At 69.3% G+C, this 24,278-nt stretch carries 21 protein-coding genes and 1 riboswitch; of the genes, 7 read left to right on the top strand and 14 right to left on the bottom strand.

Going from position 1 to position 24,278, the window contains the following annotated elements:
* Positions 1-8 precede the first annotated feature (8 nt).
* Both radA and disA read left to right on the top strand, forming a co-directional pair.
* Positions 9-1,415 carry a DNA repair protein RadA gene (gene radA / locus ACBJ59_RS14620; RefSeq protein WP_375110695.1) on the top strand — a complete coding sequence of 469 codons (1,407 nt, stop codon included), beginning with the start codon at positions 9-11 and terminating at the stop codon, positions 1,413-1,415.
* Between the two features lie 39 nt (positions 1,416-1,454).
* Positions 1,455-2,531, top strand: a complete 1,077-nt coding sequence (disA, locus tag ACBJ59_RS14615) for a DNA integrity scanning diadenylate cyclase DisA (protein ID WP_364114281.1) — start codon at positions 1,455-1,457, stop codon at positions 2,529-2,531.
* A gap of 140 nt (positions 2,532-2,671) precedes the next feature.
* Here the strand turns inward: disA and ACBJ59_RS14610 are convergent, their stop codons facing one another.
* Positions 2,672-3,370: a hypothetical protein gene (locus ACBJ59_RS14610; RefSeq protein ID WP_364114283.1), complete on the bottom strand. Its 699-nt coding sequence runs from the start codon at positions 3,368-3,370 to the stop codon at positions 2,672-2,674.
* Between the two features lie 78 nt (positions 3,371-3,448).
* Here ACBJ59_RS14610 and ACBJ59_RS14605 point away from each other — a divergent pair, with 78 nt between their 5' ends.
* Positions 3,449-4,324: an A/G-specific adenine glycosylase gene (locus tag ACBJ59_RS14605; protein WP_375110693.1), complete on the top strand. Its 876-nt coding sequence runs from the start codon at positions 3,449-3,451 to the stop codon at positions 4,322-4,324.
* A gap of 287 nt (positions 4,325-4,611) precedes the next feature.
* Here the strand turns inward: ACBJ59_RS14605 and ACBJ59_RS14600 are convergent, their stop codons facing one another.
* The gene (locus tag ACBJ59_RS14600) at positions 4,612-5,028 is read right to left on the bottom strand and encodes a cupin domain-containing protein (protein WP_375110692.1); all 417 of its coding nucleotides are present in this window, start codon (positions 5,026-5,028) and stop codon (positions 4,612-4,614) included.
* A 16-nt stretch (positions 5,029-5,044) separates the two neighbouring features.
* On the bottom strand, positions 5,045-5,368 hold the full coding sequence (locus tag ACBJ59_RS14595) for a cupin domain-containing protein (RefSeq protein WP_375110691.1): 324 nt from the start codon (positions 5,366-5,368) through the stop codon (positions 5,045-5,047).
* A 115-nt stretch (positions 5,369-5,483) separates the two neighbouring features.
* Here ACBJ59_RS14595 and ACBJ59_RS14590 point away from each other — a divergent pair, with 115 nt between their 5' ends.
* Entirely contained in the window at positions 5,484-5,948 is a 465-nt protein-coding gene (locus ACBJ59_RS14590) for a MarR family winged helix-turn-helix transcriptional regulator (RefSeq protein ID WP_375110690.1), read from the top strand.
* Between the two features lie 108 nt (positions 5,949-6,056).
* On the opposite strand, the gene ACBJ59_RS14585 is transcribed toward ACBJ59_RS14590, so the two are convergent.
* The 7 genes from ACBJ59_RS14585 to ACBJ59_RS14555 form a co-directional block, all read right to left on the bottom strand.
* A complete protein-coding gene (locus tag ACBJ59_RS14585) occupies positions 6,057-6,995 on the bottom strand; it encodes a TIM barrel protein (RefSeq protein WP_364114293.1) in 939 nt (312 codons plus the stop codon).
* A 537-nt stretch (positions 6,996-7,532) separates the two neighbouring features.
* Positions 7,533-7,976, bottom strand: a complete 444-nt coding sequence (locus ACBJ59_RS14580) for a carboxymuconolactone decarboxylase family protein (RefSeq protein ID WP_375110689.1) — start codon at positions 7,974-7,976, stop codon at positions 7,533-7,535.
* Positions 7,977-8,377: 401 nt separating this feature from the next.
* Positions 8,378-10,879 carry an ATP-dependent Clp protease ATP-binding subunit gene (locus ACBJ59_RS14575; RefSeq protein WP_375110688.1) on the bottom strand — a complete coding sequence of 834 codons (2,502 nt, stop codon included), beginning with the start codon at positions 10,877-10,879 and terminating at the stop codon, positions 8,378-8,380.
* A 1,192-nt stretch (positions 10,880-12,071) separates the two neighbouring features.
* Entirely contained in the window at positions 12,072-12,404 is a 333-nt protein-coding gene (locus ACBJ59_RS14570) for an Lsr2 family protein (RefSeq protein ID WP_375110687.1), read from the bottom strand.
* A gap of 523 nt (positions 12,405-12,927) precedes the next feature.
* A complete protein-coding gene (locus ACBJ59_RS14565; protein ID WP_375110686.1) occupies positions 12,928-13,416 on the bottom strand; it encodes an RDD family protein in 489 nt (162 codons plus the stop codon).
* A gap of 110 nt (positions 13,417-13,526) precedes the next feature.
* The gene (locus tag ACBJ59_RS14560; RefSeq protein WP_375110685.1) at positions 13,527-15,023 is read right to left on the bottom strand and encodes an RDD family protein; all 1,497 of its coding nucleotides are present in this window, start codon (positions 15,021-15,023) and stop codon (positions 13,527-13,529) included.
* Positions 15,024-15,108: 85 nt separating this feature from the next.
* Complete coding sequence (locus ACBJ59_RS14555; protein WP_364115714.1) at positions 15,109-15,678, bottom strand: amino-acid N-acetyltransferase; 570 nt, start codon at positions 15,676-15,678, stop codon at positions 15,109-15,111.
* Positions 15,679-15,955: 277 nt separating this feature from the next.
* Positions 15,956-16,105, top strand: a riboswitch (cyclic di-AMP (ydaO/yuaA leader).
* 5 nt (positions 16,106-16,110) lie between these two features.
* Here ACBJ59_RS14555 and ACBJ59_RS14550 point away from each other — a divergent pair.
* Complete coding sequence (locus ACBJ59_RS14550) at positions 16,111-17,154, top strand: NlpC/P60 family protein (RefSeq protein ID WP_375110684.1); 1,044 nt, start codon at positions 16,111-16,113, stop codon at positions 17,152-17,154.
* A gap of 20 nt (positions 17,155-17,174) precedes the next feature.
* On the opposite strand, the gene ACBJ59_RS14545 is transcribed toward ACBJ59_RS14550, so the two are convergent.
* Positions 17,175-17,387, bottom strand: coding sequence for a LuxR C-terminal-related transcriptional regulator (locus ACBJ59_RS14545; RefSeq protein ID WP_043615366.1), 213 nt, complete (start codon positions 17,385-17,387; stop codon positions 17,175-17,177).
* 184 nt (positions 17,388-17,571) lie between these two features.
* Here ACBJ59_RS14545 and ACBJ59_RS14540 point away from each other — a divergent pair, with 184 nt between their 5' ends.
* Positions 17,572-18,771, top strand: a complete 1,200-nt coding sequence (locus tag ACBJ59_RS14540; RefSeq protein ID WP_375110683.1) for a cytochrome P450 — start codon at positions 17,572-17,574, stop codon at positions 18,769-18,771.
* Here ACBJ59_RS14540 and lysX read toward each other — a convergent pair.
* The gene (gene lysX / locus ACBJ59_RS14535) at positions 18,768-20,249 is read right to left on the bottom strand and encodes a bifunctional lysylphosphatidylglycerol synthetase/lysine--tRNA ligase LysX (RefSeq protein ID WP_364115723.1); all 1,482 of its coding nucleotides are present in this window, start codon (positions 20,247-20,249) and stop codon (positions 18,768-18,770) included. The two genes, ACBJ59_RS14540 and lysX, sit on opposite strands and share 4 nt — an antisense overlap.
* A gap of 145 nt (positions 20,250-20,394) precedes the next feature.
* Between lysX and ACBJ59_RS14530 the strand changes: the two genes are divergently transcribed.
* A complete protein-coding gene (locus tag ACBJ59_RS14530; RefSeq protein ID WP_364115726.1) occupies positions 20,395-20,874 on the top strand; it encodes a hypothetical protein in 480 nt (159 codons plus the stop codon).
* 54 nt (positions 20,875-20,928) lie between these two features.
* On the opposite strand, the gene ACBJ59_RS14525 is transcribed toward ACBJ59_RS14530, so the two are convergent.
* Both ACBJ59_RS14525 and ACBJ59_RS14520 read right to left on the bottom strand, forming a co-directional pair.
* The gene (locus tag ACBJ59_RS14525) at positions 20,929-21,711 is read right to left on the bottom strand and encodes a type III pantothenate kinase (RefSeq protein ID WP_364115729.1); all 783 of its coding nucleotides are present in this window, start codon (positions 21,709-21,711) and stop codon (positions 20,929-20,931) included.
* A gap of 3 nt (positions 21,712-21,714) precedes the next feature.
* Positions 21,715-24,240 (bottom strand): L-aspartate oxidase, encoded by a 2,526-nt coding sequence (locus tag ACBJ59_RS14520; RefSeq protein WP_375110682.1) that lies wholly within the window; start codon positions 24,238-24,240, stop codon positions 21,715-21,717.
* Between the last annotated feature and the right edge of the window lie 38 nt (positions 24,241-24,278).

Below are 24,278 nucleotides of genomic sequence, written 5' to 3'. Positions count from 1 at the left end.
TGCTCCGCATGGCCAAGACTGCCCAGAAGCCCGGATACCGCTGCGCGGAGTGCGGTTGGCGCACCACCAAGTGGGTCGGCAGGTGTGGAGAGTGCCAGGCTTGGGGCACGGTCGACGAGGAAGGCGCCCGCACCGGGGTCAACGTCGTCCAGGCGGGGGCCACCACCGCTCCGGCCCTGCCCATCGGCCAGGTCAAGGCGGAGATGGCGACCGCCCGCACGACCGGCGTGGCCGAGCTCGACCGGGTGCTGGGCGGCGGCCTGGTGCCGGGCGCGGTGGTGCTGCTGGCCGGCGAGCCGGGCATCGGCAAGTCCACGCTGCTGCTGGAGGCCGCGGCCCGCATCGCCGAGCGCACCACGGTCCTCTACGTGACGGGCGAGGAGTCGGCGGCCCAGGTGCGCCTGCGGGCCGACCGCATCGGCGCGATCCAGGACCAGCTCTACCTCGCCGCCGAGACCGAGCTGTCGGCCCTGGTGACCCACGTGGAGAAGGTCCAGCCCCAGCTGCTCGTGGTCGACTCGGTCCAGACGGTCGGCTCCGCGCAGGCCACCGGCGTGCCGGGCGGCGTGACGCAGGTGCGCGAGGTCGCGGCCAACCTGGTGCGCCTGGCGAAGGAGCGCAACATGGCCACCGTCCTGGTGGGTCATGTCACCAAGGAGGGCTCCATCGCCGGCCCCCGCACACTGGAGCACCTGGTGGACGTGGTGCTCAGCTTCGAGGGCGACCGCCACTCCAGGCTCCGCATGGTGCGAGCGATCAAAAACCGGTTCGGCCCCACCGACGAGATCGGCTGCTTCGACCTGCACGAGCGGGGCATCGAGGGCATCACCGACCCGAGCGGGCTGTTCGTCTCCCGGCGCAGCGAGCCGGTGCCCGGCACCTGCGTCACCGTCACGGTCGAGGGCACCCGCCCGCTGCCCGCCGAGGTCCAGGCCCTCGTCGCCCGCACCGAGGCGCAGCAGCCCCGGCGCTCGTCCTCCGGCCTCGACACCTACCGCGTGCAGATGATCCTCGCGGTCCTGGAGCGCCGGCTCAACGCCCGCCTCGGGGGCTGCGACGTGTTCACCGCGACGGTCGGCGGCATCAAGCTGGCCGACCCGGCCGTGGACCTCGCGCTCATGCTCGCCGTCGCCAGCGCCGCCGGTGACAAGCCGCTGCCACCCGGCCTGGTGGCGCTGGGCGAGGTGGGGCTGGCCGGCGAGCTGCGCCCGGTCAAGGACGTACGCAGGCGGCTGACCGAAGCGGCGCGACTCGGTTTCAAACGTGCCCTCGTGCCCGCGGGCTCCCTGGAGGAAGACACCCGCAGGCGCGGCAGCCAGCGCGCTCTGGTGCCCGTGGGGCCGGTGGCGTTCGCACCCGGGTTCGAGGTGGTCCAGGCGGAGAACGTCTGGGACGCTCTCACACACGTCACATAGCGCGGCTAAGCTGAGGTGACCGATCGACACGGGGGTCAGGTGGATAGGAGCTCGGACGACCGCCGTCGCGAAGCCCTGGCCGCTGTAGCGCCGGGCACACCTCTGCGCGACGGCCTGGAACGCATCCTGCGCGGGCAGACCGGCGGGCTGATCGTGCTCGGCTACAACAGGGTCGTCGAAGAGGTCTGCAGCGGCGGCTTCGAGCTCGACGTCGAGTTCTCGGCCACCAGGCTCCGCGAGCTGGCCAAGATGGACGGCGCCATCGTGGTGAGCGGCGACCAGAAGATCGTGCGGGCCGCCGTGCACCTCGTGCCCGACCCCTCCATCCCCACCGACGAGTCCGGCACCCGCCACCGCACCGCCCAGCGCGTGGCCAGGCAGACGGGCCTGCCGATCATCGCCATCAGCAAGTCGATGCGCATCATCGCCCTCTACCTCGACGGCATCCGCTACGTCCTGGAGGAGTCGGCGGCCATCCTGTCCAAGGCCAACCAGGCCCTGGCCACCCTAGAGCGCTACAAACACCGCCTCGACGAGGTCTCCGGCACCCTGTCGGCCCTGGAGATCGAAGACCTGGTCACCGTCCGTGACGTGTCGGCCGTGGCGCAGCGGCTGGAGATGGTCCGCCGCATCTCCGACGAGATCAAGGGCTACGTCGTCGAGCTCGGCACCGACGGCCGCCTCCTGTCCCTGCAGCTCGACGAGCTGGTGGCCGGCGTCGACTCCGAGCGCGAGCTGGTCATCCGCGACTACCTCCCGGCCCCCGCCGGCCGCCGCCAGCGACGCCTCCTGGAGGCTCTGCACGACCTCGACAAGCTGTCGGGCAGCGAACTCCTCGACCTCTCGGCCGTGTCCCGCGTCCTCGGCCACAACGGATCCGACCAGCTCGAAAGCCCGGTCAGCCCCCGTGGCTTCCGCCTCCTGGCCAAGGTGCCCCGCCTGCCCGCCACGGTGGTGGACCGGCTGGTCAACCACTTCGGCGGCCTGCAGAAGCTTCTCGCGGCCAGCATCGACGACCTTCAGGCGGTCGGGGGCGTCGGGGAGTCCCGGGCGCGCAGCGTCCGCGAGGGCCTGTCCCGCCTCGCCGAGTCCTCCATCCTCGAACGCTACGTCTGAGCTTCGCCGGAGGGCGGCAACCCCCATACGCCTCGGGCATGACCCGACGCTCGCCCCGCTGGACAAGGCGCCCATCACGCGCGCCGGGAAGAGCGGGCGCGACCGGGTCCCCGATCGGGCGGGACGTACGCGAAGCCGGGCTACCGGAGGTGGAAGACGCCCTTGGCGCTGCGCAGCTTGCCCATGCGGACCATGGCCACGTACGTCCCCGGCAGGGCCGCCGCCGGTGTGGCGCGGCAGTCGGAGCTGGAGCGCCGCCGGTCCCACTCCAGCGAACGCACGTACGGCACCCCCCGCTGCAGCTCCTTGACCTCGGCGCCCTCGCCGCTCACGCAGTCGGCGGTGGACCAGATGCGGTCCGCGCCCGAGGTGATGCGGACCTCCATGGCGCGCGGGCCCACGTCGGCCGTGCACATCACCGACCCCGTGTTCACCAGCGTGACCAGGAAGCCGGGCCGGGAGTCACCCGGGTAGATCTGCTCCTTGCCGCCCTGGAGGCTCAGCACCAGGTCCTCCTCGGCGCACGGCTCCCCGGCCCGCTTCGGACGCTGCGTGGGCGTCGCCTTCGGGGTCGTGGGGGTCGGGGACGGGCTGGCCGTGCCCATGGCGAGCGTACGGAGGCCCGCCAGCAGCGGATCGACGGCAGGGGTAGCACTCGTGCCCGCGCTCACGCTCGCGCTGGGTGAGGACTGCGCGCTGGACGAGCGTTCGGGGCCGCTGCCTCCGCTGGAGCACGCCCACGCCACAACGGCCACCACGACGAGCACCGCCACCAGCACGCTCATCCGGCGCCGCCAGTAGATGTCACCGCCGTCGCCACGCATCGTATCCGGATCCATACACCAAGGATGGTGAGCGGCCGACGACGCAGAGTGACGACACGCCGAGCTTGGCCATCTCGCAATACCCTTGACCGCGTGGTTGAGCCGAACCTCCTGCACGCGCCCGTTCTGGACTGGTACGAGGACAACGCCCGGGACCTCCCGTGGCGGGCGACCGACGCGACCCCGTGGGGCGTGCTGGTCAGCGAGATCATGCTCCAGCAGACCCCGGTCGTACGCGTCCTGCCCATCTGGCACGAGTGGATGGAACGCTGGCCCACGCCCAAGGCGCTGGCCGCCGAGCAACCCGGCGAGGCCGTACGCCACTGGGGCCGCCTCGGCTACCCCCGCCGCGCGCTGCGCCTGCACGCCTGCGCCCGGGCGATCACCGAGGAGCACGGCGGCGAGGTGCCGTCCGACCACGCGACCCTGCTGGCGCTGCCCGGCATCGGCGAGTACACCGCGGCCGCCGTCGCCAGCTTCGCCTACGGCGGCCGGCACGCCGTCCTCGACACCAACGTCCGGCGCGTCTTCGCCAGGGCGGTCCGCGCGGAGGAATACCCGCCCACCGCCACCTCGGCGGCCGAGCGGCGGCTGGCGGAGAGCCTGCTGCCCGAGCTGGGCGCCGCCCGCTGGGGAGTGGCGGTGATGGAGCTGGGCGCCCTGGTCTGCACGGCGCGCGCCCCGCGCTGCGCCGACTGCCCGATCACCCACCTGTGCGCCTGGCGCCTGGCGGGCAAGCCCCCGCACACCGGCCCCGCACGCAAGGGCCAGACGTACGCGGGCACCGACCGCCAGTGCCGGGGCCGCCTGCTGGAGGTGCTGCGCTCGGCCCACGGCCCGGTGCCCAAGGCCGCGCTGGACGCGGTGTGGGACGATGCGGTGCAGCGCGAGCGCGCCCTGGACGGCCTGGTCGCCGACGGCCTCGCCGAGGCCCTGGACGACGGCACCTACCGCCTCCCCCACGCCTGACAACCCTCCTGCACCCACCAGGCCGCCCTTCCTACCGGGCTCCCCAGCGCCCGGCAGACCACCGCTCCCACCACCTCACCGCCCCAGGCGCCCACCTCCTCTACCGGCCCCCGGCACCGGCCGGGTCGCCGCTCCTCCCGCGGCTCTCCGACACCAGGCGGGCCATCGTCCCCACCGGCTCCCCCACACCAGGCGGGCCGCCATCCCCCGGCTCCCCGGGCACCCGGCGGGCCGTCCCTCCTACCGCCGGCTCCCGTGCGCGGCCGGTGGTCGCCGGGCGGGGGAGCTCATCGCACCCAGGGCGGTACGAGGCGCTCGGCGTCCTTCGGGGCCAGGTCGCACGCGTCCGGCTCCGAGACCCCGCCGGGGTTGTACGCCTGAGCCCCCGCCGGGGCGACCACCACCGACACGAACCCGCGCTCGGCATCGGCGAACATCTGCCGGCTCACATCCGCCGGCAGCACCATCGTGTCGCCGGCGCCCACCTCGTACCGCTCGCCGCCCAGCTCCACCACGGCACCCCCGTCGAGCCACGTCCACACCAGCTCGGCATCGAACGCGTGCACCGGCCCGACCATGCCCGGCCTGGCGTCCACCCGCCAGACGGCCTGCCCCGCCTGTCCCTGCGTCGGGGAGGCGAGGGTGGTCATGACCCCGTTGGGCGTCTCGACCTTGCGGGACTCACCCGCGAGAACAACGGACATCGATCTCTCCTCACTCTCACGCGATCCACGGCGGAACGCCGTAGTCGGCACCGTCCGGGGCGAACGCGCGGGCACCGGCCGCGGCCGTGACGACGGCGGTGTACCCGGTGCCGGGATCGGCCAGGACACGCCGTACCGTACGGGCCGGCATGACGACCGTGTCCCCGGCGGCGACGGCGTACGTCTCCCCGCCCAGCTCGACGGTCGCCGCCCCGGCGACCCAGCTCCACACCTGCTCGCTGTCGAAGTCGTGCACCGGCCCCTCGGCGCCGGGCCGGGCATCGACCCTCCACAGGGCTCTGGAGGCCCCTCCCTGCGTCGGCGAGGCGAAGGTCGTCATGACCCCGCCAGGAGTCTCCGACCGCCTCGCCTCGGCATCACGTATGACGGACACGCCGCTTTACCCCCTAAGATAGGCAACCACGTTGTCCATATAGTTAACCAGGTTGTCTATCGTGTCAACATACGGCTTCGAACTCCCGCTACGCCTGCTGCTCGCGTTCCGCACGCTGATCGACGAGCTGCACGCCGAGCTCGCCCGGCAGGGCCATCCGGACATGCGGCCCATGCACGGATTCGTCATGCAGGCGATCGGCCCCGGCGGCACCACGGCCGTCGAGCTGGGCCGTACGCTGGGCGTCTCCAAACAGGCCGCGGGCAAGACCATCGACACCCTGGAGCGCGTCGGCTACGTCGAACGCACCACGGACCCCCACGACAGCAGACGCAAGATCGTCCGCCTGACCCCGTACGGGATGGACGCGCTCAACCGTTCGGCCCGCATCTTCGACGAGCTGCGCGCCCGCTGGGCCGGCGAGCTCGGCGAGGACCGCCTGAGCGCCCTGGAGTCCGACCTGCGCAGGATGACCCCGGGCAACCCCTGGCGCCTGGACACGCCGGGGTGGTTCGGCAACCTCTAGACAACCGGTCCTGAACGACCGGTCCTGAACGACCGGTCCTGGACGACCGACATTCTCCTGGCGGACGGTCCTGGAGGGCCGCCGGCAATCTCCCGGCGGACGGTGGTCCTACGCGGCCAGCTGCAGGCCCAGGCTGGTCAGGCTCGTACGCGCCCAGGCCAGCTCCTCGGCCAGCAGCGACACCAGCGCCCCCGGCCCCTTGGCCCGCCCGGGGACGGTCAGGTTGTGCGTCTCCACCTCGATGTGCGCGCTGCCGCTCACCGCGCCCGACAACATCGCCGTGAGCGTGTCGTGCAGCACGGCACCCGTGTTCGGCGTCTCGCCGGTGTGGTTGTGCACGTGGCCCAGCTTGACCACGGGCGCCCCGGCCTTGGCCAGCCCCTTCAGCGCCGCGCCCGGCTCCTCGTCACCGCAGGCGAGGTGGCAGGCGTCCAGGCACACGCCCAGGTGCTCGGAGTCGATGCCGCCCACCCGCTCGAGCGCCTGCTCGGTGGTCTCCAGCACGCACCCCGGCCACGGCTCGAACCCGACCCTGATCGTCTTGCCGGTCGTGCTGTAGATACCGCGCAGCTCACGCGCCAGCCGCTCGAGGCGACGGGTCGCGATGGAGTGCAGGTCGGCGGGCCAGTCGCGGCGCCAGCCGATCGGGATCGTGGAGATGCTGCCGAACCGTACGTCCTCCGGCAGCAGGAACGCCAGGATCTTGGCCAGCGCCATCGTGTAGCGGTAGCGCTCCGGCTTGGCCCAGTCGGGCCCCGGGACCTCCTGGTTGCGGCCGCCGGTGCCGTTGAGGCTGACGACCTCCAGCCCGCGCTCCTCCAGGGAGCGGCGCAGCCGTACGAGCTCGATGCGGTCGGCCGTGAGGTGGTCGGCGACGCTCGGGGACAGCCACAGCCCGATGCCCATCCGCTCCACACCCAGCCGCTTGCGCACCGGGACCGCGTATCGGGTCAGGTGCGCGATGAGGTTCTCCAGGTCCTCAGCGGGGTGGACGCCTGCGTTGTAGGCGAGGTGAACGAGCGTTCCGTCATCGTGACGCAGGCGCATCGGTTTCCTCCACGGCTTGCTTGTGTGTGTTCCCGTCGCCCGCATCGGACGTGCGAACCCTGCGAGCATGCCTGCTAGCTGATGTCTCGCGCGTCCGCCCTGAGTTGATTTCTCACTACTCCCCGGGGAGCAGCCCTCAACTTAGGAACACGATCTTGTGGCTCACTTGGATGAGACTTGGTGAAGCTCTACGCAGTGTAGTACTACTCGCGGTGGCGGTATACCCGCACACCCAACATTTACGCAACGACGGCAACCTTCTCACTTCTCCCAAATCCCGGAAGTGAGGATCGCCAAGACGCCGTACGTGCCGCCCATCGCCTCGTGCGGCGAACATCGGACATAGGGGGAGGGATTGCCCGGACACGTCCCTATAGGCCCCCAGGGACGATCTCAGACCCGCCGCGCCCCTCCCCCGCCACCGCCGACGGCCGGCCGTGACTCCCCTCCCCGCCACGGCCGACGGCCGACCATGGCCCGGAACGCCTGGACGCGCCTGGCAGGCCCGCCCAAGCCATCACTATCGAGCGGGCACGCTCACGCGCCCGGCGTCACCCGCGCGGCCACGTTGATCCGGTTCCAGGTGTTGATCATCGCGATGGCCACCACGAGCACCGCGAGCTGCTCCTCGCTGTAGTACTCGGCCGCCTGCTGCCACACCGCGTCCGGCACCGCCTCGCGGTCGGCCAGCCTGGTCGCCTCCTCCGTCAGCGCCAGCGCGGCCCGCTCCGCCGGCGTGAACACCGTGGCCTCGCGCCAGGCCGCCACCATCCAGAGCCGCTCGTCGCTCTCGCCGGCCTTCTTCATGTCCCGGCTGTGCATGTCCACGCAGTAGGCGCAGCCGTTGATCTGGCTGGCCCGCAGCTTGACCAGCTCAAGGGTGGCGGTGGGCAATCCGCTGTCGTGCAGCAGCTTCTCGACCGAGAAGAAATGGCGGTAGATCTCGGGAACGTGCTTGGCGACGTTGATCCGCTGAGTCATGGGAACCTCCGTAATTTCGTCGTACGCAGCTAGGACAGGACAGCCCGTCCCGCTGTGACAGCTCCCGGCGAAAAAGGTTCGCACCAGGGCCCCTTCCCCTGGCCTCGGCTCTCTCGGCCCCGCCCGACTCCACGGGCCCGCCCATCGCAGCAGCGCCACTTTCCCGGTTCCCGCCCCGACGCCGGCGCAGCGCGGCGCCCATGAGCGGTACGGCCGCCCCCCGTACGCCAATGGCGACGACGGCGGACAGACCCGGGTGGGACGACGGGACGATGGGCAGCCCCTTCGAGGTAGTAGCGGGCAGCCGAATTCGATATGCACCGCTCACGCGAAACCCTGTACGGGCACGCGAAAAGCCCCCGCGTGAGTTTCCTCACACGGGGGCTTCCGTCAGAACGTCGTCAGTTCTGGATCGGAGCGGCGATCGCGGCAGCCGAGTCCGGGATCTTCGAGGACGTCTCGCCCTTGAAGAGGAACTTGGCGTTGTCGCCCTCGCCCTCGATCGTCACCTTCACGACCTGCCCCGGCCGGAGCTCGCCGTAGAGGATCTTCTCCGACAGCGAGTCCTCCAGCTCGCGCTGGATGGTCCGGCGCAGCGGCCGGGCGCCCATGACGGGGTCGTAACCCCGGTCCGCCAGCAGCTGCTTGGCCTCGGGCGAGACCTCGAGCCCCATGTCGCGGTCCTTCAGCCTGGCGTCGACCTGAGCGAGCATCAGATCCACGATCTTGATGATCTCGGCCGGCGTGAGCTGGTGGAAGACCACGATGTCGTCGACACGGTTGAGGAACTCGGGCCGGAAGTGCTGCTTGAGCTCCTCCTGCACCTTCGCCTTCATCCGCTCGTAGTTGGACTCGGTGTCGTTGGACTTGGCGAACCCGACCCCGATGCCCTTGGAGATGTCGCGGGTGCCGAGGTTGGTGGTCATGATGATGACCGTGTTCTTGAAGTCCACCACCCGGCCCTGGGCGTCGGTCAGGCGACCGTCCTCCAGGATCTGCAGCAGCGAGTTGAAGATGTCGGGGTGGGCCTTCTCGATCTCGTCGAACAGCACCACCGAGAACGGCTTGCGCCGCACCTTCTCGGTGAGCTGGCCGCCCTCCTCGTAGCCGACGTAGCCGGGAGGCGAGCCGAACAGCCTGGAGACGGTGTGCTTCTCCATGAACTCCGACATGTCCAGGCTGATCAGAGCATCCTCGTCACCGAAGAGGAACTCCGCCAGCGCCTTGGACAGCTCGGTCTTACCGACCCCGGAGGGACCGGCGAAGATGAACGAGCCACCGGGACGGCGCGGGTCCTTCAGACCGGCGCGGGTGCGCCGGATGGAGCGCGACAGGCCCTTGATGGCGTCGTCCTGACCGATGATCCGCTTGTGCAGCTCGTCCTCCATGCGGAGCAGGCGCTGCGACTCCTCCTCGGTCAGCTTGAAGACCGGGATGCCGGTGGCGGTCGCCAGGACCTCGGCGATGAGCTCCTGAGTGACCTCGGCCACGACGTCCATGTCGCCGGCCTTCCACTCCTTCTCCCGCCGCTCGCGCTTGAGCTGGAGCTGCTTCTCCTGGTCACGGAGGGCAGCGGCCTTCTCGAAGTCCTGCGCGTCGATCGCGGACTCCTTGTCGCGGCGGACATTGGCGATCTTCTCGTCGTATTCGCGCAGGTCCGGCGGAGCGGTCATCCTGCGGATGCGCATCCGGGAACCGGCCTCGTCGATGAGGTCGATCGCCTTGTCGGGCAGGTAGCGGTCGCTGATGTAGCGGTCGGCCAGCTGCGCGGCGGCCACCAGGGCGTCGTCGGTGATCGACACGCGGTGGTGCGCCTCGTAGCGGTCGCGCAGACCCTTGAGGATCTCGATCGTGTGGCTGAGGCTGGGCTCGGCCACCTGGATCGGCTGGAAGCGCCGCTCCAGCGCCGCGTCCTTCTCCAGGTACTTGCGGTATTCGTCGAGCGTCGTCGCGCCGATCGTCTGCAGCTCGCCGCGGGCCAGCATCGGCTTGAGGATGCTGGCGGCGTCGATCGCGCCCTCGGCGGCGCCCGCACCCACGAGCGTGTGCAGCTCGTCGATGAACAGGATGATGTCGCCGCGCGTGCGGATCTCCTTGAGCACCTTCTTCAGGCGCTCCTCGAAGTCACCGCGGTAGCGCGAACCGGCGACCAGAGCACCGAGGTCAAGCGTGTAGAGCTGCTTGTCCTTCAGCGTCTCGGGCACCTCGCCCCTGACGATCTTCTGCGACAGGCCCTCCACGACGGCGGTCTTGCCGACGCCGGGCTCGCCGATGAGAACCGGGTTGTTCTTGGTCCTCCGGGAGAGGACCTGCATGACCCGCTCGATCTCCTTCTCACGGCCGATGACCGGATCCAGCTTGCCCTCGCGGGCGGCCTGGGTCAGGTTTCGGCCGAACTGGTCGAGCACCAGGGAGGTCGACGGGGCCGACTCCTGCGGCCCGCCCGCCGCGGCAGGCTCCTTGCCCTGGTAACCGTGCAGCAGCTGGATGACCTGCTGCCTGACACGGTTGAGATCAGCTCCAAGCTTGACCAGCACCTGGGCCGCCACACCCTCACCCTCGCGGATGAGCCCGAGCAGGATGTGCTCGGTGCCGATGTAGTTGTGACCCAGCTGCAAAGCCTCACGGAGCGACAGCTCGAGGACCTTCTTGGCCCGCGGGGTGAACGGAATGTGCCCCGACGGAGCCGACTGGCCCTGGCCGATGATCTCCTCGACCTGCTGGCGCACACCCTCAAGGCTGATGCCGAGGCTCTCCAGAGCCTTGGCGGCTACGCCCTCACCTTCATGGATCAAACCAAGAAGAATGTGCTCAGTGCCGATGTAGTTGTGGTTGAGCATCCTGGCCTCTTCTTGGGCCAAGACGACAACACGCCTCGCTCGGTCGGTGAACCTCTCGAACATCTCGTCGCTCCTCACAGAGCGGTCAGTCAGGCCGGTAAATCCGGTCCCGTCCTCCCGCATGCTAGCCCTGGCTCGGCGAACCGTGCCCACTCGCCGCTGACACGCTCTATAGCAGACACGTTCCCCGAGAGCAGGGCGTTCACCCTCCATCCAACTACTGTTCGGGGGTGACGTGTTCCCGATACGCCGCAAGCGAACGATGTTTAGGACCCTTCGCGGAAGCGGCTGTAAATTGCCGCCCGCGGCGTACGCGGATCCGCACGGGCCGGCCATCGGACGCCGGGGCGTGAAGCCGGCGCAGGGACGCCTCTACTCCCATGCATCTCAGATGCCGCGCCCGTATCTTGATACCTAATCATCCTATGTCCCACCGCAATGCTTGGCCAAGCGAGCGCGCTACGCCCTGAGCACAACACGGTACGGACCGCACATCCGTACGGCGGGACACATACGGTACACACGGTAATCGATAATCCGGCATCCGGTCAGCCCGGTTACCGGATCCATCCCGCATCATGAGACGCCATCCCCGGGCGGCGGCGGGATTCCGGCACTCTCCTCACTCTTGCAGTTGCGTGGCAATCGCACTCTGAGGGGCTGAAGATTGTGCACCGGTGCCCCGGGAAGCGACATTGTGCGAGGGATGCTCATACTTGCGGGTTATGCCCCGCTCCCGGCGGCCGTTATACCCAGCGCCCCCGCAACCCGCCGAGCGAGGCGACGCTTCCGCACAGAGCGGGGTTTGGGCGGCCGGACGCCCATGAAGATCTCGCGAAAAGCGTTACAGCGAGTGATGATCGCCACCGGGTTAACCGCGCCCGCGATTTTCGCGATGGCCCGTTCCACGGGCGCGGTTGGATGGGGGCGGCGCCCGCCCGCCGCGGCTGGCCAATGTCGCCGCCTCGTGGCAATGCACGGCGGGGAACGCCATGCCGCGCGTGCCGGGCGTTCGTTGAATGCGGCGTGGGCACACCACACGGCATTCGGCCGCGCAGAGCATGGCGCCATCACATATCTGGCACCGCCCGGTGAGGGCAGGAACGTGTGCCCAAAACGCCCGCATATGGGGCCCAGGAGATCAACATCCGGGGAGGATCCCGGTTTCGGGAACACCCCAGAAACGATCATGCGCTTATGGCGGCCGCCGGGGTCCAAGGCGAACATCATAAGCGCATGGTCGAGAGCCGGCTCCTTAGTGAGCAGCTTCGTACTTCTCCACGACGGTGGAGGCGATGCGGCCGCGCTCGCTGACCGGCAGGCCGTGAGCCTTGGCCCACTGCCGGATCTCCGAGCTCTTCTCGCGGCTCATCGCACGGTTGCCGCCGCGGCCACGGCGACGCGTGGGTACGGCGCCCGCCCTGCGCGCATGCTGCACGAAAGGCGTGAGAGCGTCCCTCAGCTTCTTCGCGTTAAGGTCGCTGAGGTCAATCTCATAGGAGGAGCCGTCAATAGCGAAGCTGACCGTCTCATTGGCCTCGCCCCCATCGAGGTCATCGATGAGAATCTCCTGGATCTGCTTGGCCATCTACGCAATCCTTTCGCGGAGCATTGTTTCATTCGCCTGCCCAAACATATACCCGGAAAGGCGTGGAGACAATTCAGCGCTACGGGGATTCGGCTGACTAGCCGATCAGTTCTGGCTCTCGGGCTGATCCTCGCGGTTTCGACGGCCTCCCAGGGCCTCCGACCGGACCAACTTCACTACGCCAAAGATGAAGGCGCCGCCCACCACCACAGGGGGGATGAGCGCTGACAATACGTCTGTAAGGGCTTCCATTCGTCCTCGCCTCCACGGCTAGCGGGGTTTCGGGGGCGCATTATGCGCTGGGAGCGCGGCCCGGTGAGCCCGGCTCCTCATGACAGCGCAGGCGACTACCGCCCGCACCCGACCATAGCGGCACACAGATGCCCTGCGCGTCGCAGGGGCGCCAACATCCGGCAACCCGGACGCCCCATAGCCTAATGCCAGTCTCTCCAGGCTCCTTACCGGATCAAGCGAAAATTTTGCGAAAAGGCACCCACCAGGCATCTGCCCAGGTACGGATGGCTCAGCGAAGATCTTTTACCACCCGCGTACCGGCCAGCCGGTCGTGCGGGCCCCGCTCCAGCGGCTTGTCGATCAGGATGAGCAGCCCGACGCCGAAGAGCAACATTCCCGCCAGCAGATTGGCGACCGGAATGCCCATCAGCATCACGGGGGCGGGATAGACCAGGGCCCGTTTGAGCAGTGCGCGGGACGGCAGGTCACCCGGCGCCAGGCGAATCCTCATGATCGCCTTACCGAACGTCCGCCCGTACCGGGAATGCGCCCACCAGTCGTAGCCCGCATAACCCAGCCCGGCCACCAGCCACGCGAACACGCCCGGGAGCCGCCCCTCGAACACCTCCATCATCCCGACAGTTCGGAAGATGCCCCACAGCGCGATGAACAGAATGTAATAGAAGACCCCGAAGACGAGTGCTTCAATCAACCGGGCGGCGAGCCGTTCCCACCATTCCGCGGGCGGCGCGTCCGGCCGCGGGACCGTCCCGGCCATAACTTCCCACCTCGCGTCATCGTCGGCTTGGATCTCCATTCTGGTACGGGCACGTGGACAAAACACAGGGGCCGGCGGGAAGCCGGCCCCTGTTTTGTGTGTGCGGAGGACTACTTGATCTTCACCACCACGGTCTTCGCGAACTTGTCCGCGAAGGTCAGGTGCAGCGGCTTGTCCCAGAGCTGCGATGCACCATTGAGGGCGTAGATCACAGCGGCGAGCAGGGGGCCGAGCAGAGGCACCCAGTAGAGGATGTAGCCGCCCACCGTCACGAGCGCCCGCTTGAGCGACACGTCGGTCGGCAGGCCCTCCGGCTGCACGTGCCCGCCGATCTGGACGACCTTGATGCCCATCACCATCTTGCCGACCGTCTGGCCCTTCATCTTGACCAGGAGGAAGTCGTAGGCGACGTAGATCAGGGTCGCGACGATCGAGACCACGAGGTAGTACAAAAGCCCGAAGGTGAGGCCGCTGGTGATCCCGGTGATGGAGCTGTAGGAGGGATAGAGCGGGGTGAGGACCAACTGCACCAGGAACAGCACGATGCCGAAGATGACACCGTCGATGATCCTGGCCACCAGCCGCTGCCACCACTCCGCCAGCGGCGCCGGCGCCCCGGGCGGCTGGACGCCGACCGGCTGGCCGTAGGGCTGGCCGTAACCGGGCTGCTGCCCGTAACCGCCCTGGCCGTAAGCCTGGGGCTGCTGCCCGTAGGCCTGGCCGTACTGCTGCTGGTCGCCGTACTGCTGCTGGCCGTAGCCGGGCTGGGCGTAGCCGGGTTGGGACTGCTGCTGCTGCCCGTAACCCTGCTGCTGACCGTAGTCAGGCTGGGACTGGGGCTGCTGGCCGTAGCCCTGCTGCTGACCGTAACCCTGCTGACCGTAGTCGGGCTGGGACGGCTGCTGCTGTCCATAGCCCTGCTGGCCGTAACCCTGCTGCTGACCGTACTGCGGCTGCTGGCCCGACTGCGGCTGCTGGCCGTAGCCCTGCTGCTGGCCGTAGTCAGGCTGGGACGGTTGCTGGCCGTAGCCCTGCTGGCCATAGTCGGGCTGGGACGGCTGGGACGGCTGGGACGGCTGTTGCTGCTGGCCGTAACCCTGCTGGCCGTAGTCGGGCTGGGACGGCTGCTGCTGCCCGTAGCCCTGCTGGCCGTAACCCTGCTGCTGACCGTACTGCGGCTGCTGGCCCGACTGCGGCTGCTGACCGTAGCCCTGCTGCTGGCCGTAGCCCTGCTGACCGTAGTCGGGCTGGGCCGGCTGTTGCTGCTGACCGTAGCCCTGCTGCTGGTCATAGCCCTGCTGGCCGTAGCCGGGCTGGGACGGCTGTTGCTGTCCGTAGCCCTGCTGGCCATATTGCGGCTGCTGCTGGCCGTAGCCCTGCTGCTGGCCGTACTGAGGTTGCTGGCCGTAGCCCTGCTGCTGGCCATAGCCTTGCTGGCCGTACTGGGGCTGCTGCCCGTAGGCATCGTCCGCCCGGTAGCCGACCACAGTGACGTCGGGATCGGGCTCGCCGGGGTGGCGGCCCGTGTTCTGCTGCCCGTAGGGGGTGGCAGGCGCAGAATTTTCGCCGGATTCGTCCTGTGGATACGGCGGCTGTCCGGTGCTCACCGTGTCACCTCGCTTCGAGTGCGCATGTGGCACGTGTCAGGACACATGCCTGTGCTGCCCAACGTATCGACATAGGTATCAACAATCACCTTTCCATCTGGTCAAGGTCCGCGTCACCCGATGTCAGATGGAGCAGCATGCGGGTGTTGCCCAGGGTGTTCGGTTTGACGTGTTCCAGGTCGAGGAACTCCGCCACACCCTCGTCGTACGAGGCCAGCAGTTCGGCGTACACCTCAGGGGAGACCGGTGTGCCCTGAATCGGGCGAAAGCCATGCCTCGCGAAGAAGTCGACCTCAAAAGTCAGGCAGAATACACGCCGCAGACCCAGATCCTTCGCCTGCTGTATGAGAGCTGAGACGATCCGATGGCCGACGCCCATCCCCCGGCACTCGGGGTCCACGGCAACGGTGCGGACCTCGGCGAGGTCCTCCCAGAGCACGTGGAGTGCGCCGCAGCCGACCACCTGTCCGCCCAGCTCGGCCACCCAGAACTCCTGTACGTCCTCGTACAGGGTCACCGTGGCCTTCTCCAGGAGCCGCGGTCCCGCGCCCGCGTAGGTGTCCACCAGGCGCCTGACCGTCCGCACGTCGGGCGTGCGGGCACGCCGGACCACCACCGCGGTCTCGGGCACTGTCAGTTCGGCCACCTGCTCCATGGCTCTCCAGAGTACAGATGTCATTACGGCTCAGCCCTAACTCCCATCTCTGGGCTCATCCTGTTACATCCCGTTGCCATGCGGGCACGCACCCCGCGGATCTCTGCATTCGGCCCCATCGACGGCAAACAGGACATAAAGTCGGTTCTGCACGAGCGTGCACGAGATCACCTTGTGACCCTTCGGTTGTGAAACCTCTACAGACTCGGCAGTTCTGGTTGAGCACGAACCCGGAGTGCATTAGTGTCCTGCGACGATGTTCCCCGCGTATCGCGACGAGGGGGACACGCCCAATCCCCGCGAGGGGAGCCGGGGACCCGCCGGTGGCGTCACCCGACGCCACCACTGGGGTGAATCCGAATCATTCGGTAGGGCTGCTCCGGCCCGAACCCGTCAGCTAACCCGGTAGGCGTCTATGAGAGGAGCTGGTTGGTGGAGCTCACGCTCAACCGTGGGGGGAAGGCGGCGGGCAAGCACGCCCGCCCTCCGGAACGGGCCCGGCGACCGCGCCGCTTCGGTGTGGTAAGTGTCACAATCGCCGCGCTGCTGATAGCCATCCCCGTCGGTTCGGCGTCCGCGGACCCCAAACCGTCGCTCCAGGACCTGGCCAAGCAGGTCGAGAAGATGCACACGGAGATCGAGACGCTGTCCGAGGAGTACAACGGCCAGCGGGAGAAGCTCAAGACCGCCAAGAAGGCCTCCGAGGCCGCGCAGAAGACGCTGGCGACCAGTGAGGCCGATCTCGAGGCCAAGCGCGCCAAGGCCGCCCTGCTAGCCGAGAACGCCTACATCACCGGCGGCCTGGGCAAGGCGCTGGCGTTCGCCACCTCCGAGGATCCCGACACCTTCCTCGACCGCGCCGCCACCACGTACGTGCTCGAACAGCAGCAGGGCGAGGAGGTCAACCAGGTCGCCAGGGCCAGGGAGGCCGCCGAGCGCGCCAGGGCCGGCGCCAAGACGCGCATCGAGGAGGTCCAGGAGCTCGTCTCCGAGCTCGACACCAAGCGCGACAAGATCACCAAGCTGGTCACCAAGGTCGAGAGCAACCTGTTCCAGCGGGCGCTGGGCGAGGCCGGCCGGCCCGGCACGCGGGCGGTGCGCGTGAACCTGCCGATCATCGGCGGCGGCAAGGCGGCGCAGGCCGCCCGGTGGGCGCTCACGCAGCAGCTCAAGCCGTACGTCTGGGGCGCAGAAGGCCCGAACTCCTACGACTGCTCGGGCCTGGTCATGGCGGCCTACCAGCAGGTGGGCATCTCCCTGCCGCACTACACGGGCAGCCAGTGGACCGCCGGCAGGCACATCTCCCGCGAGGAGCTGCGGCCGGGTGACCTGGTCTTCTTCTACAACGACCTGCACCACGTGGGCATCTACCTCGGCGGCGGCATGATGGTGCACGCGCCGCAGACCGGTGACGTCGTCCGCATCGCCTCGATCGCCCGGCGGCCGTTCGCCGGCGCCGTCCGCATCGCCGACTGAGCCCCGGGCACCGCCCGCCGCTAGATCAACTGGCGGCGGGCAGCCCAGGCCACCGCCTCGATCGCCGTGGCCACGCCGATGCGGTCGCAGATGCCCCGCAACCTCCGGCGTACCGTCCGCCCGCTGATATCCAGTCGTCTCCCCACCCGGTCGACCGTGACCCCCTTGGCCAGCTCCGCCAGCAACGCAAGGTCCGCATGGCTCAGCTCAACACCTTCAGTGAGCACATCCATCGGGAGCCCTCCCCCCCAACAGCAGAACTTGGACCGATCGACCCGGCCAAAGTTGCTCCTCGCAGACGGTAAACGCATCCTGGAAAGGTCGTCAAGCATGACAATCTCCACCCTTGACGAGCACTATTGACATGATCCGAAATATGTGACGTACTCGCGATATGTCGGCACCGATCGTCGCCCGATGAGTGATCTCGTCGAGCCTTCCCCAGCTCCGGATCCGGCGTCGATGAGCGCGGCGGACGTCCTGGGTTTCGACCCGTTCGACAAAGGGTTCCTGCGCGATCCGTACGCCCGTTATCGCGAGATGAGCGCGCGCGGGCCTCTCTTCCGCACGCGCGGCGGGCTGCTCGTCGCCACCACCCACGAGCTCTGTACGGTGCTGCTGCGCGACCCGCGTTTCGGCCGCGGCTCCGCCGAGGCGAACCGGAACAACCCAGGTCAGCCCGTCGAATCGTTCCTGTGGCTGGACCCGCCCGACCACACCAGGCTGCGTGCCCTGGTGAGCAGGGCCTTCACCCCGCGCATGCTGGAACGGCTGCGCCCGCGGATCGAGGCGATCACCGCCGAGCTGGTCGCCGGGTTGCCCGAGGAGGCCGATCTCGTGTCCGGCCTGGCGTACCCGCTGCCGGTCATGGTCATCAGCGAGATGCTCGGGGTGCCTCCGGAGGACGAGGAGCGCTTCCGCGGCTGGAGCGAGATCCTGGCTCGCGGCCTTGACCCGATGCTTACAGACGACCTCGTATCGGAAACCGGGCGCGCCAGAAGGGAGTTTCGCGACTACTTCCGCGAGCTCTCCGCGATCCGGCGCGAGCGCCCCGGGGACGACCTCCTGAGCGCCCTGACGCAAGTACGGGAGCTGACCGAGGGCGAGCTGCTGGCCACCTGCGTGCTGCTGCTCGTGGCCGGGCACGAGACCACCGTCAACCTCATCGGCAACGGGGTGCTGCACCTGGCCCGGCACGGCCTGCTGGCGCACGCCGCGGAGCGGCCCAAGCAGGTGGTCGAGGAGGTGCTCAGGTACGACCCGCCGGTCCAGCTCACCTCCAGGCTCGCGATGGAGGACGTGGAGCTGGCCGGCGTGCCGGTGCCCAAGGGCACCCTCGTGATGGCGGTGATAGGCGCGGCCAATCGCGACCCGGCGGCCTTTCCCGATCCCGACCGCTTCGACGTCACCCGGGAGCCCGGGCGGCACCTCGCGTTCGGGCTCGGCATCCACTTCTGCCTCGGCGCCACGCTGGCCAGGATGGAGGGCGAGATCGCGCTGTCCGCCCTGGCCGCGGCGGCGCCCAAGCTGGAGCTGGCCGACCCGGCGCCGCCGTACAAGGAGAACGTGGTGCTACGCGGCCTGGCCGCGCTGCCGGTGCGCCTGCCCCGGCCCTAGTGGGTGGGCTTGACCAGCGGGAACAGGATGGTCTCGCGGATGTTGCGGCCGGTGAAGGCCATGATCATCCGGTCGATGCCCGCCCCCATGCCACCCGTCGGCGGCATCGCGTATTCGAGCGACTGCAGGAAGTCCTCGTCGAGCTGCATCGCCTCCAGGTCGCCCCCGGCGGCCAGGAGGGACTGCTCGACCAGGCGGCGGCGCTGCTCGATCGGGTCGTTGAGCTCGGAGTAGCCGGTGCCCAGCTCGGTGCCGAAGCCGATGAGGTCCCACTTCTCCGTCAGCAGCGGGTCGTCGCGGTGGGTGCGGGCCAGCGGCGAGGTCTCCAGCGGGTAGTCCATGACGAACGTGGGCTGGACGAGCGTGTGCTCGACGAGCGCCTCGAACAGCTCCTGCACGAGCTTGCCCGAGCCCCACTTCGGGTCCCAGTGGATCTCGCGATGGTCGGCCAGCTTGCGGAGCTCCTCCAGGGTGGTGGAGGTGGTGATGTGCTCGCCCACGGCCTGCGAGACCGCGTCGTAGAGGGTGACGCGGGGCCACTCGGCGATGCCGAGGTCGATCTCGGTGCCCTCGTGCACGACCACAGAGGTGCCCAGGGCGGCCATGACGGCCTTCTGGTACATCCGCTGGGTCAGGTCCGCGATGCCGTTGTAGTCGAGGTAGGTGCCGTAGGCCTCGACCATGGTGAACTCGGGGTTGTGCGTGGAGTCCGCGCCCTCGTTACGGAAGTTGCGGTTGATCTCGAAGACCTTCTCGATGCCGCCGACCACGAGCCGCTTGAGGTAGAGCTCGATCGCGATGCGGAGGTAGAGCTCCATGTCGTAGGCGTTGATGTGGGTCTTGAACGGCCGGGCCGTGGCGCCGCCGTGGATCGGCTGCAGCATCGGCGTCTCGACCTCGAGGTAGCCCTCCTCGTGCCAGAAGTCGCGCACCGCGCGCACCGTGGCGCTGCGGACCCGCGCCATCTTCCTGGCCTCGTCGTTGACGATGAGGTCGACGTAACGCTGGCGCACTCGCGCCTCGGGGTCGGTGAGGCCGACGTGCTTCTCCGGCAGCGGGCGCAGGCACTTGGCGGTGATCTCCCAGCTCTCGGCCAGGATCGACAGCTCGCCCCGGCGGGAGGTGATGACCTCGCCGCGCACGCCCACGTGGTCGCCCAGGTCGACGTCGCGCTTCCAGCGGGCCAGGGACTCCTCGCCCACCTTGTCGAGCGAGATCATGACCTGCAGGTCGGCGCCGCCGTCGCGGAGCGTGGCGAAGCAGAGCTTGCCGCCCACGCGGTTGAGCATGACGCGCCCCGCGACCGCGACCGTGTCGCCGGTGGCGGTGTCGGGCTCCAGGCCCTGGTATTTCTCCCTGACCTCGGCGTTGGTCGCCGTGCGTGGGAAATTCACCGGGTAAGGATCGACGCCCTCGCTGCGAAGGCGGTCGAGCTTCTCCCTCCGGATGCGCATCTGCTCGGGAAGTTCGTCGCTCACAACATCAAAGGGTAGGGGATATGGCGAACTGCAAGGGCTCGTCGGTTCTCTGCAGGACCGCTGCAAGAGCCCTCGCCTATCAATATCTCACGAGCTCAGGGGGGAGCCGGCAGGGAGCCGGCCCAGGGGAGCTCAAGGAGAGAAGATGTTGAAGAAGATCGCGACCGGTTTCCTCGCTGTCGCCGCGACCACCGCCGTGGCCCTGTCGCTTCCGTCGGCCGCCAGCGCCACCACGTCGGACCACGACGACTACTCCGAGTACTGGGGCCCGGTCTACTCCAAGTACCACCTGGCCAAGGCCGAGGGCCGGGTCAGCGTCGACTGGGACCACCAGGGCGACTCCAACGAGGTCTCGGTCAGAGGCCGCCTGTACGACCTGGACAACCGCTCCTACGGCCAGGGTGGCAAGTGCGCCTTCGTGAAGTTCGAGGCCAGCGACTTCGACCACGACTGGTCCCCGGTCTACTACAAGAAGTACTGCGGCTACCCGGGCTACAAGAAGTTCTCCTTCCAGGAGCACGACGTCTACAGCCTGCGCGCCAAGGTGTGCCAGATCGGCCCGCACAGCAACTACCCCAGCAAGTGCGGCCCCTGGGAGTACCTCTACACCGCCGAGAGCGAGTGACGTCTGAAGACACGAGCGGCCCCCTGCCCGAGCGGGGGCCGCTCGTTCGCCTTGTCAGGTGGTGTTGCGGTGGTAGACCAGGCGCAGCCCGATGAGCGTGAGCCACGGCTCGTGCACGTCGATCGACCGCGACTCGCCCACGACCAGCGCCGCGTGCCCGCCGGTGGCCACCACGGTCACCTCGTCGGGGTCGTCGGCCAGCTCGGCCGCCATGCGCTCGACGATGCCGTCCACCTGGCCGGCGAAGCCGTAGATGATGCCGGCCTGCAGCGCCTCGACCGTGTTCTTGGCGATCACCGAGCGCGGCCGGACGAGCTCCACCTTGTGCAGCTGGGCCCCGGCGGCGGCCAGCGCGTCCACGGAGATCTCGATCCCGGGGGCGGTGACCGCGCCGACGTATTCACCCTTGGCCGACACCGCGTCGAACGAGGTCGCGGTGCCGAAGTCCACGATGACGCAGGGGCCGCCGTACTGGTCGATGGCGGCCAGCGCGTTCACGATGCGGTCGCTGCCGACCTCTTTGGGGTTGTCCATGCGTACGGGCACCCCGGTGCGGATGCCCGGCTCCACGATCACCGCGGTCACGTCGCCGTAGTAGCGGCGGCACATCTCGCGCATCTCGTTGAGCACGCTCGGCACGGTGGAGCAAATGGCGATGCCGTCGACGTCGGCCCCCTTGAGCAGCGGTGACTGGGTCAGCAACCCCTGCAGGACGACCGCGATCTCGTCGGCGGTGCGGCGGGCGTCCGTGGCCAGCCGCCAATGCTCGATGACGTCCTCGCCCTCGAACAGCCCCAGCACCGTGTGCGTGTTGCCGACGTCGATCGTGAGCAGCATCAATTACCCCCGCAAATCCAACGCGATGTCCAGGGCCGGCGCAGAGTGAGTCAGCGCGCCTACCGCAAGGTAGTCAACGCCAGTTTCCGCTACATCACGGGCCGATTCCAAGGTCAATCCCCCGCTCGCCTCAAGCGCAACCCTGTTTTTCGCCCGATTTTTCACGACATGTACCGCATGTGCGGTGTCCTCAACCGTGAAGTTGTCCAGCAAGATCAGCTCCGCGCCTTCCTCGAGAACGGGGCCGAGCTGGTCCAGCCGGTCGATCTCCACCTCGATCGGCAGGTCGGGGTAGCGCTCCCTGACCGCCCTGAACGCCTCGGCCACGCCACCGGCGGCCACCACGTGGTTGTCCTTGATCAGGGCCGCGTCCGACAGCGACATCCGGTGGTTGACGCCGCCGCCGCAGCGCACCGCGTACTTCTCCAGCGAGCGCAGCCCCGGCAGCGTCTTGCGGCTGTCGCGCACGCGCGCGCCCGTGCCGTCGATCGCCTCGACCCACCTGCCGGTCAGCGTGGCCACCCCGGACAGGTGCGTGAGCAGGTTGAGCGCGGTGCGCTCGGCCGTCAGCAGCGCGCGCACCGGGCCCTCGACCGTCATCAGCACGTCGCCGGCCCTGACCCGCTCGCCGTCCTTGGCCCGGCGCTCGGCGCGGGCCGCGCCCAGCCGCACGAACACCGCCTCGGCCACCGCCAGGCCGGCCACCACGCCGTCCTTGCGAGCCACCACGTCGGCCACCGAGCGCTGCTCGGCGGGGATGGTGGCCAGGCTCGTCACGTCGCCCGCCTCCTGCAGGTCCTCGGCCATCGCGCGGTCGATCAGCGCGTCCACCTCGGCCGGGTCCAGCCCGGCGGCGGTGAGCTCCTGCGCCAGGCGCGGCGGCATCGCGTCACCGTGGGGCGTGTACGTCATGAAGGGGCCCTCCTCTGCCAGGGTCACGTCCAGGTGGCCCAGCCATTCGTGATCGTCGCGCTCGTCGTGGTCCTCGCGCCAGTGTGAACCGCGCGTCTCCAGCCTGGCGGCCGCCGCGCCGGTGAGCACGGTGGCGACGGTGAGCAGGTTCGTGGTCTCCCAGGACTCGGTGCAGGCCGGCACCTCTACAGGGGTCCAGCGGGCGTCGCGCAGCGCCCGCGCGGTGGCGATCAGCGACTCGCGGCTGCGCAGCACGCTCGCCCCGGTGCTCATGTGGGCCTGGATCCTGGCCCTGACCCTCGGGTCCACCAGCCCCTCGGCGGCCTCGTTCGCGACCGGCTCGCCCGGCGCCGGGCGTACCTCGTGGATGTCCTCGGCGATGCGCTCGGCGAAGACGAGCCCTTCGAGCAGGGAGTTGGAGGCCAGCCGGTTCGCGCCGTGCACGCCCGTGCAGGCGACCTCGCCGCAGGCGTACAGGCCGTCGATGGAGGTACGGCCGCGCAGGTCCGTACGGACGCCGCCGCTGGCGTAGTGGGCGGCCGGCGAGACCGGGATCGGCTCGGTGGCCGGGTCGATGCCGTGCTCGCGGCAGACCGCGTAGATCGTCGGGAAGCGGGACTCCCACTTGTCGCGGCCGAAGTGGCGGCCGTCCAGGTACACGTGGTCGCGCCCGGTCAGGCGCATCGTCCGCATGATGGCCTTGGCGACGACGTCGCGCGGCGCCAGGTCGGCCAGCTCGTGCGCGCCCTCCATGAACCGGTTGCCCTCGTGGTCGATCAGGAAGGCGCCCTCGCCCCTGACCGCCTCGGAGATCAGCGGCTGCTGGCCGGTCGAGCCCTCGCCGAGCCAGAGCACGGTCGGGTGGAACTGGACGAACTCGATGTCGCGCACCACCGCCCCGGCCCGCAGGGCGAGCGCCACGCCGTCGCCGGTGGAGACCACGGGGTTGGTGGTGGCCGCGTAGACCTGGCCCATGCCGCCGGTGGCCAGCACCACCGCCCTGGCGCGCACCGCGCCCACCCCGTCGCGGGCGCCCTCGCCCATGACGTGCAGGGTCACGCCCCTGGCCCGGCCCCGGGCATCCTTGAGCAGGTCGAGCACCAGCGCGTGCTCGATCACCTCGATGGAGGCCGCGCGGACCGCCTCGATGAGGGCCCGCTGCACCTCCGCGCCCGTGGCGTCGCCGCCCGCGTGCACGATCCGGCGCCGGTGGTGCCCACCCTCCCTGGTGAGCTGGAGCTCGCCGTCGGGCGTACGGTCGAAGCGGGCGCCGCGCGCCATGAGCCGCCGCAGCGCGCCCGGCCCCTCCGTCACCAACGTGCGCACCGCCCGTACGTCGCACAGCCCCACCCCGGCGACCAGCGTGTCGTTCAGGTGCTCCTCGGGGGTGTCGCGCGGGTCGAGCACGGCGGCGATGCCGCCCTGGGCCCAGCGGGTGGAGCCCGACGACAGCACGTCCTTGGTGACGACCAGGACCTTGGCCGCCGGTTCCAGCTCGGCGTAGCGCAGGGCCACGGTCAGGCCCGCGATGCCCGAGCCCACGACGACCACGTCCGCCTCTACGGTCCAGCCGGGTGCGGGAGCGGTCAGACGCAGGGGAATCGCCGGTGCACTCATTGGGGGTCTCCTCACTGAGGCGATTTCGTCACTATGAC

Source organism: Nonomuraea sp. MTCD27 (assembly GCF_041950495.1).
Lineage (GTDB): Bacteria > Actinomycetota > Actinomycetes > Streptosporangiales > Streptosporangiaceae > Nonomuraea.
The sequence above is the reverse complement of the archived record's forward strand: the minus strand, read 5'-3'. Positions and strand labels throughout refer to the sequence as shown.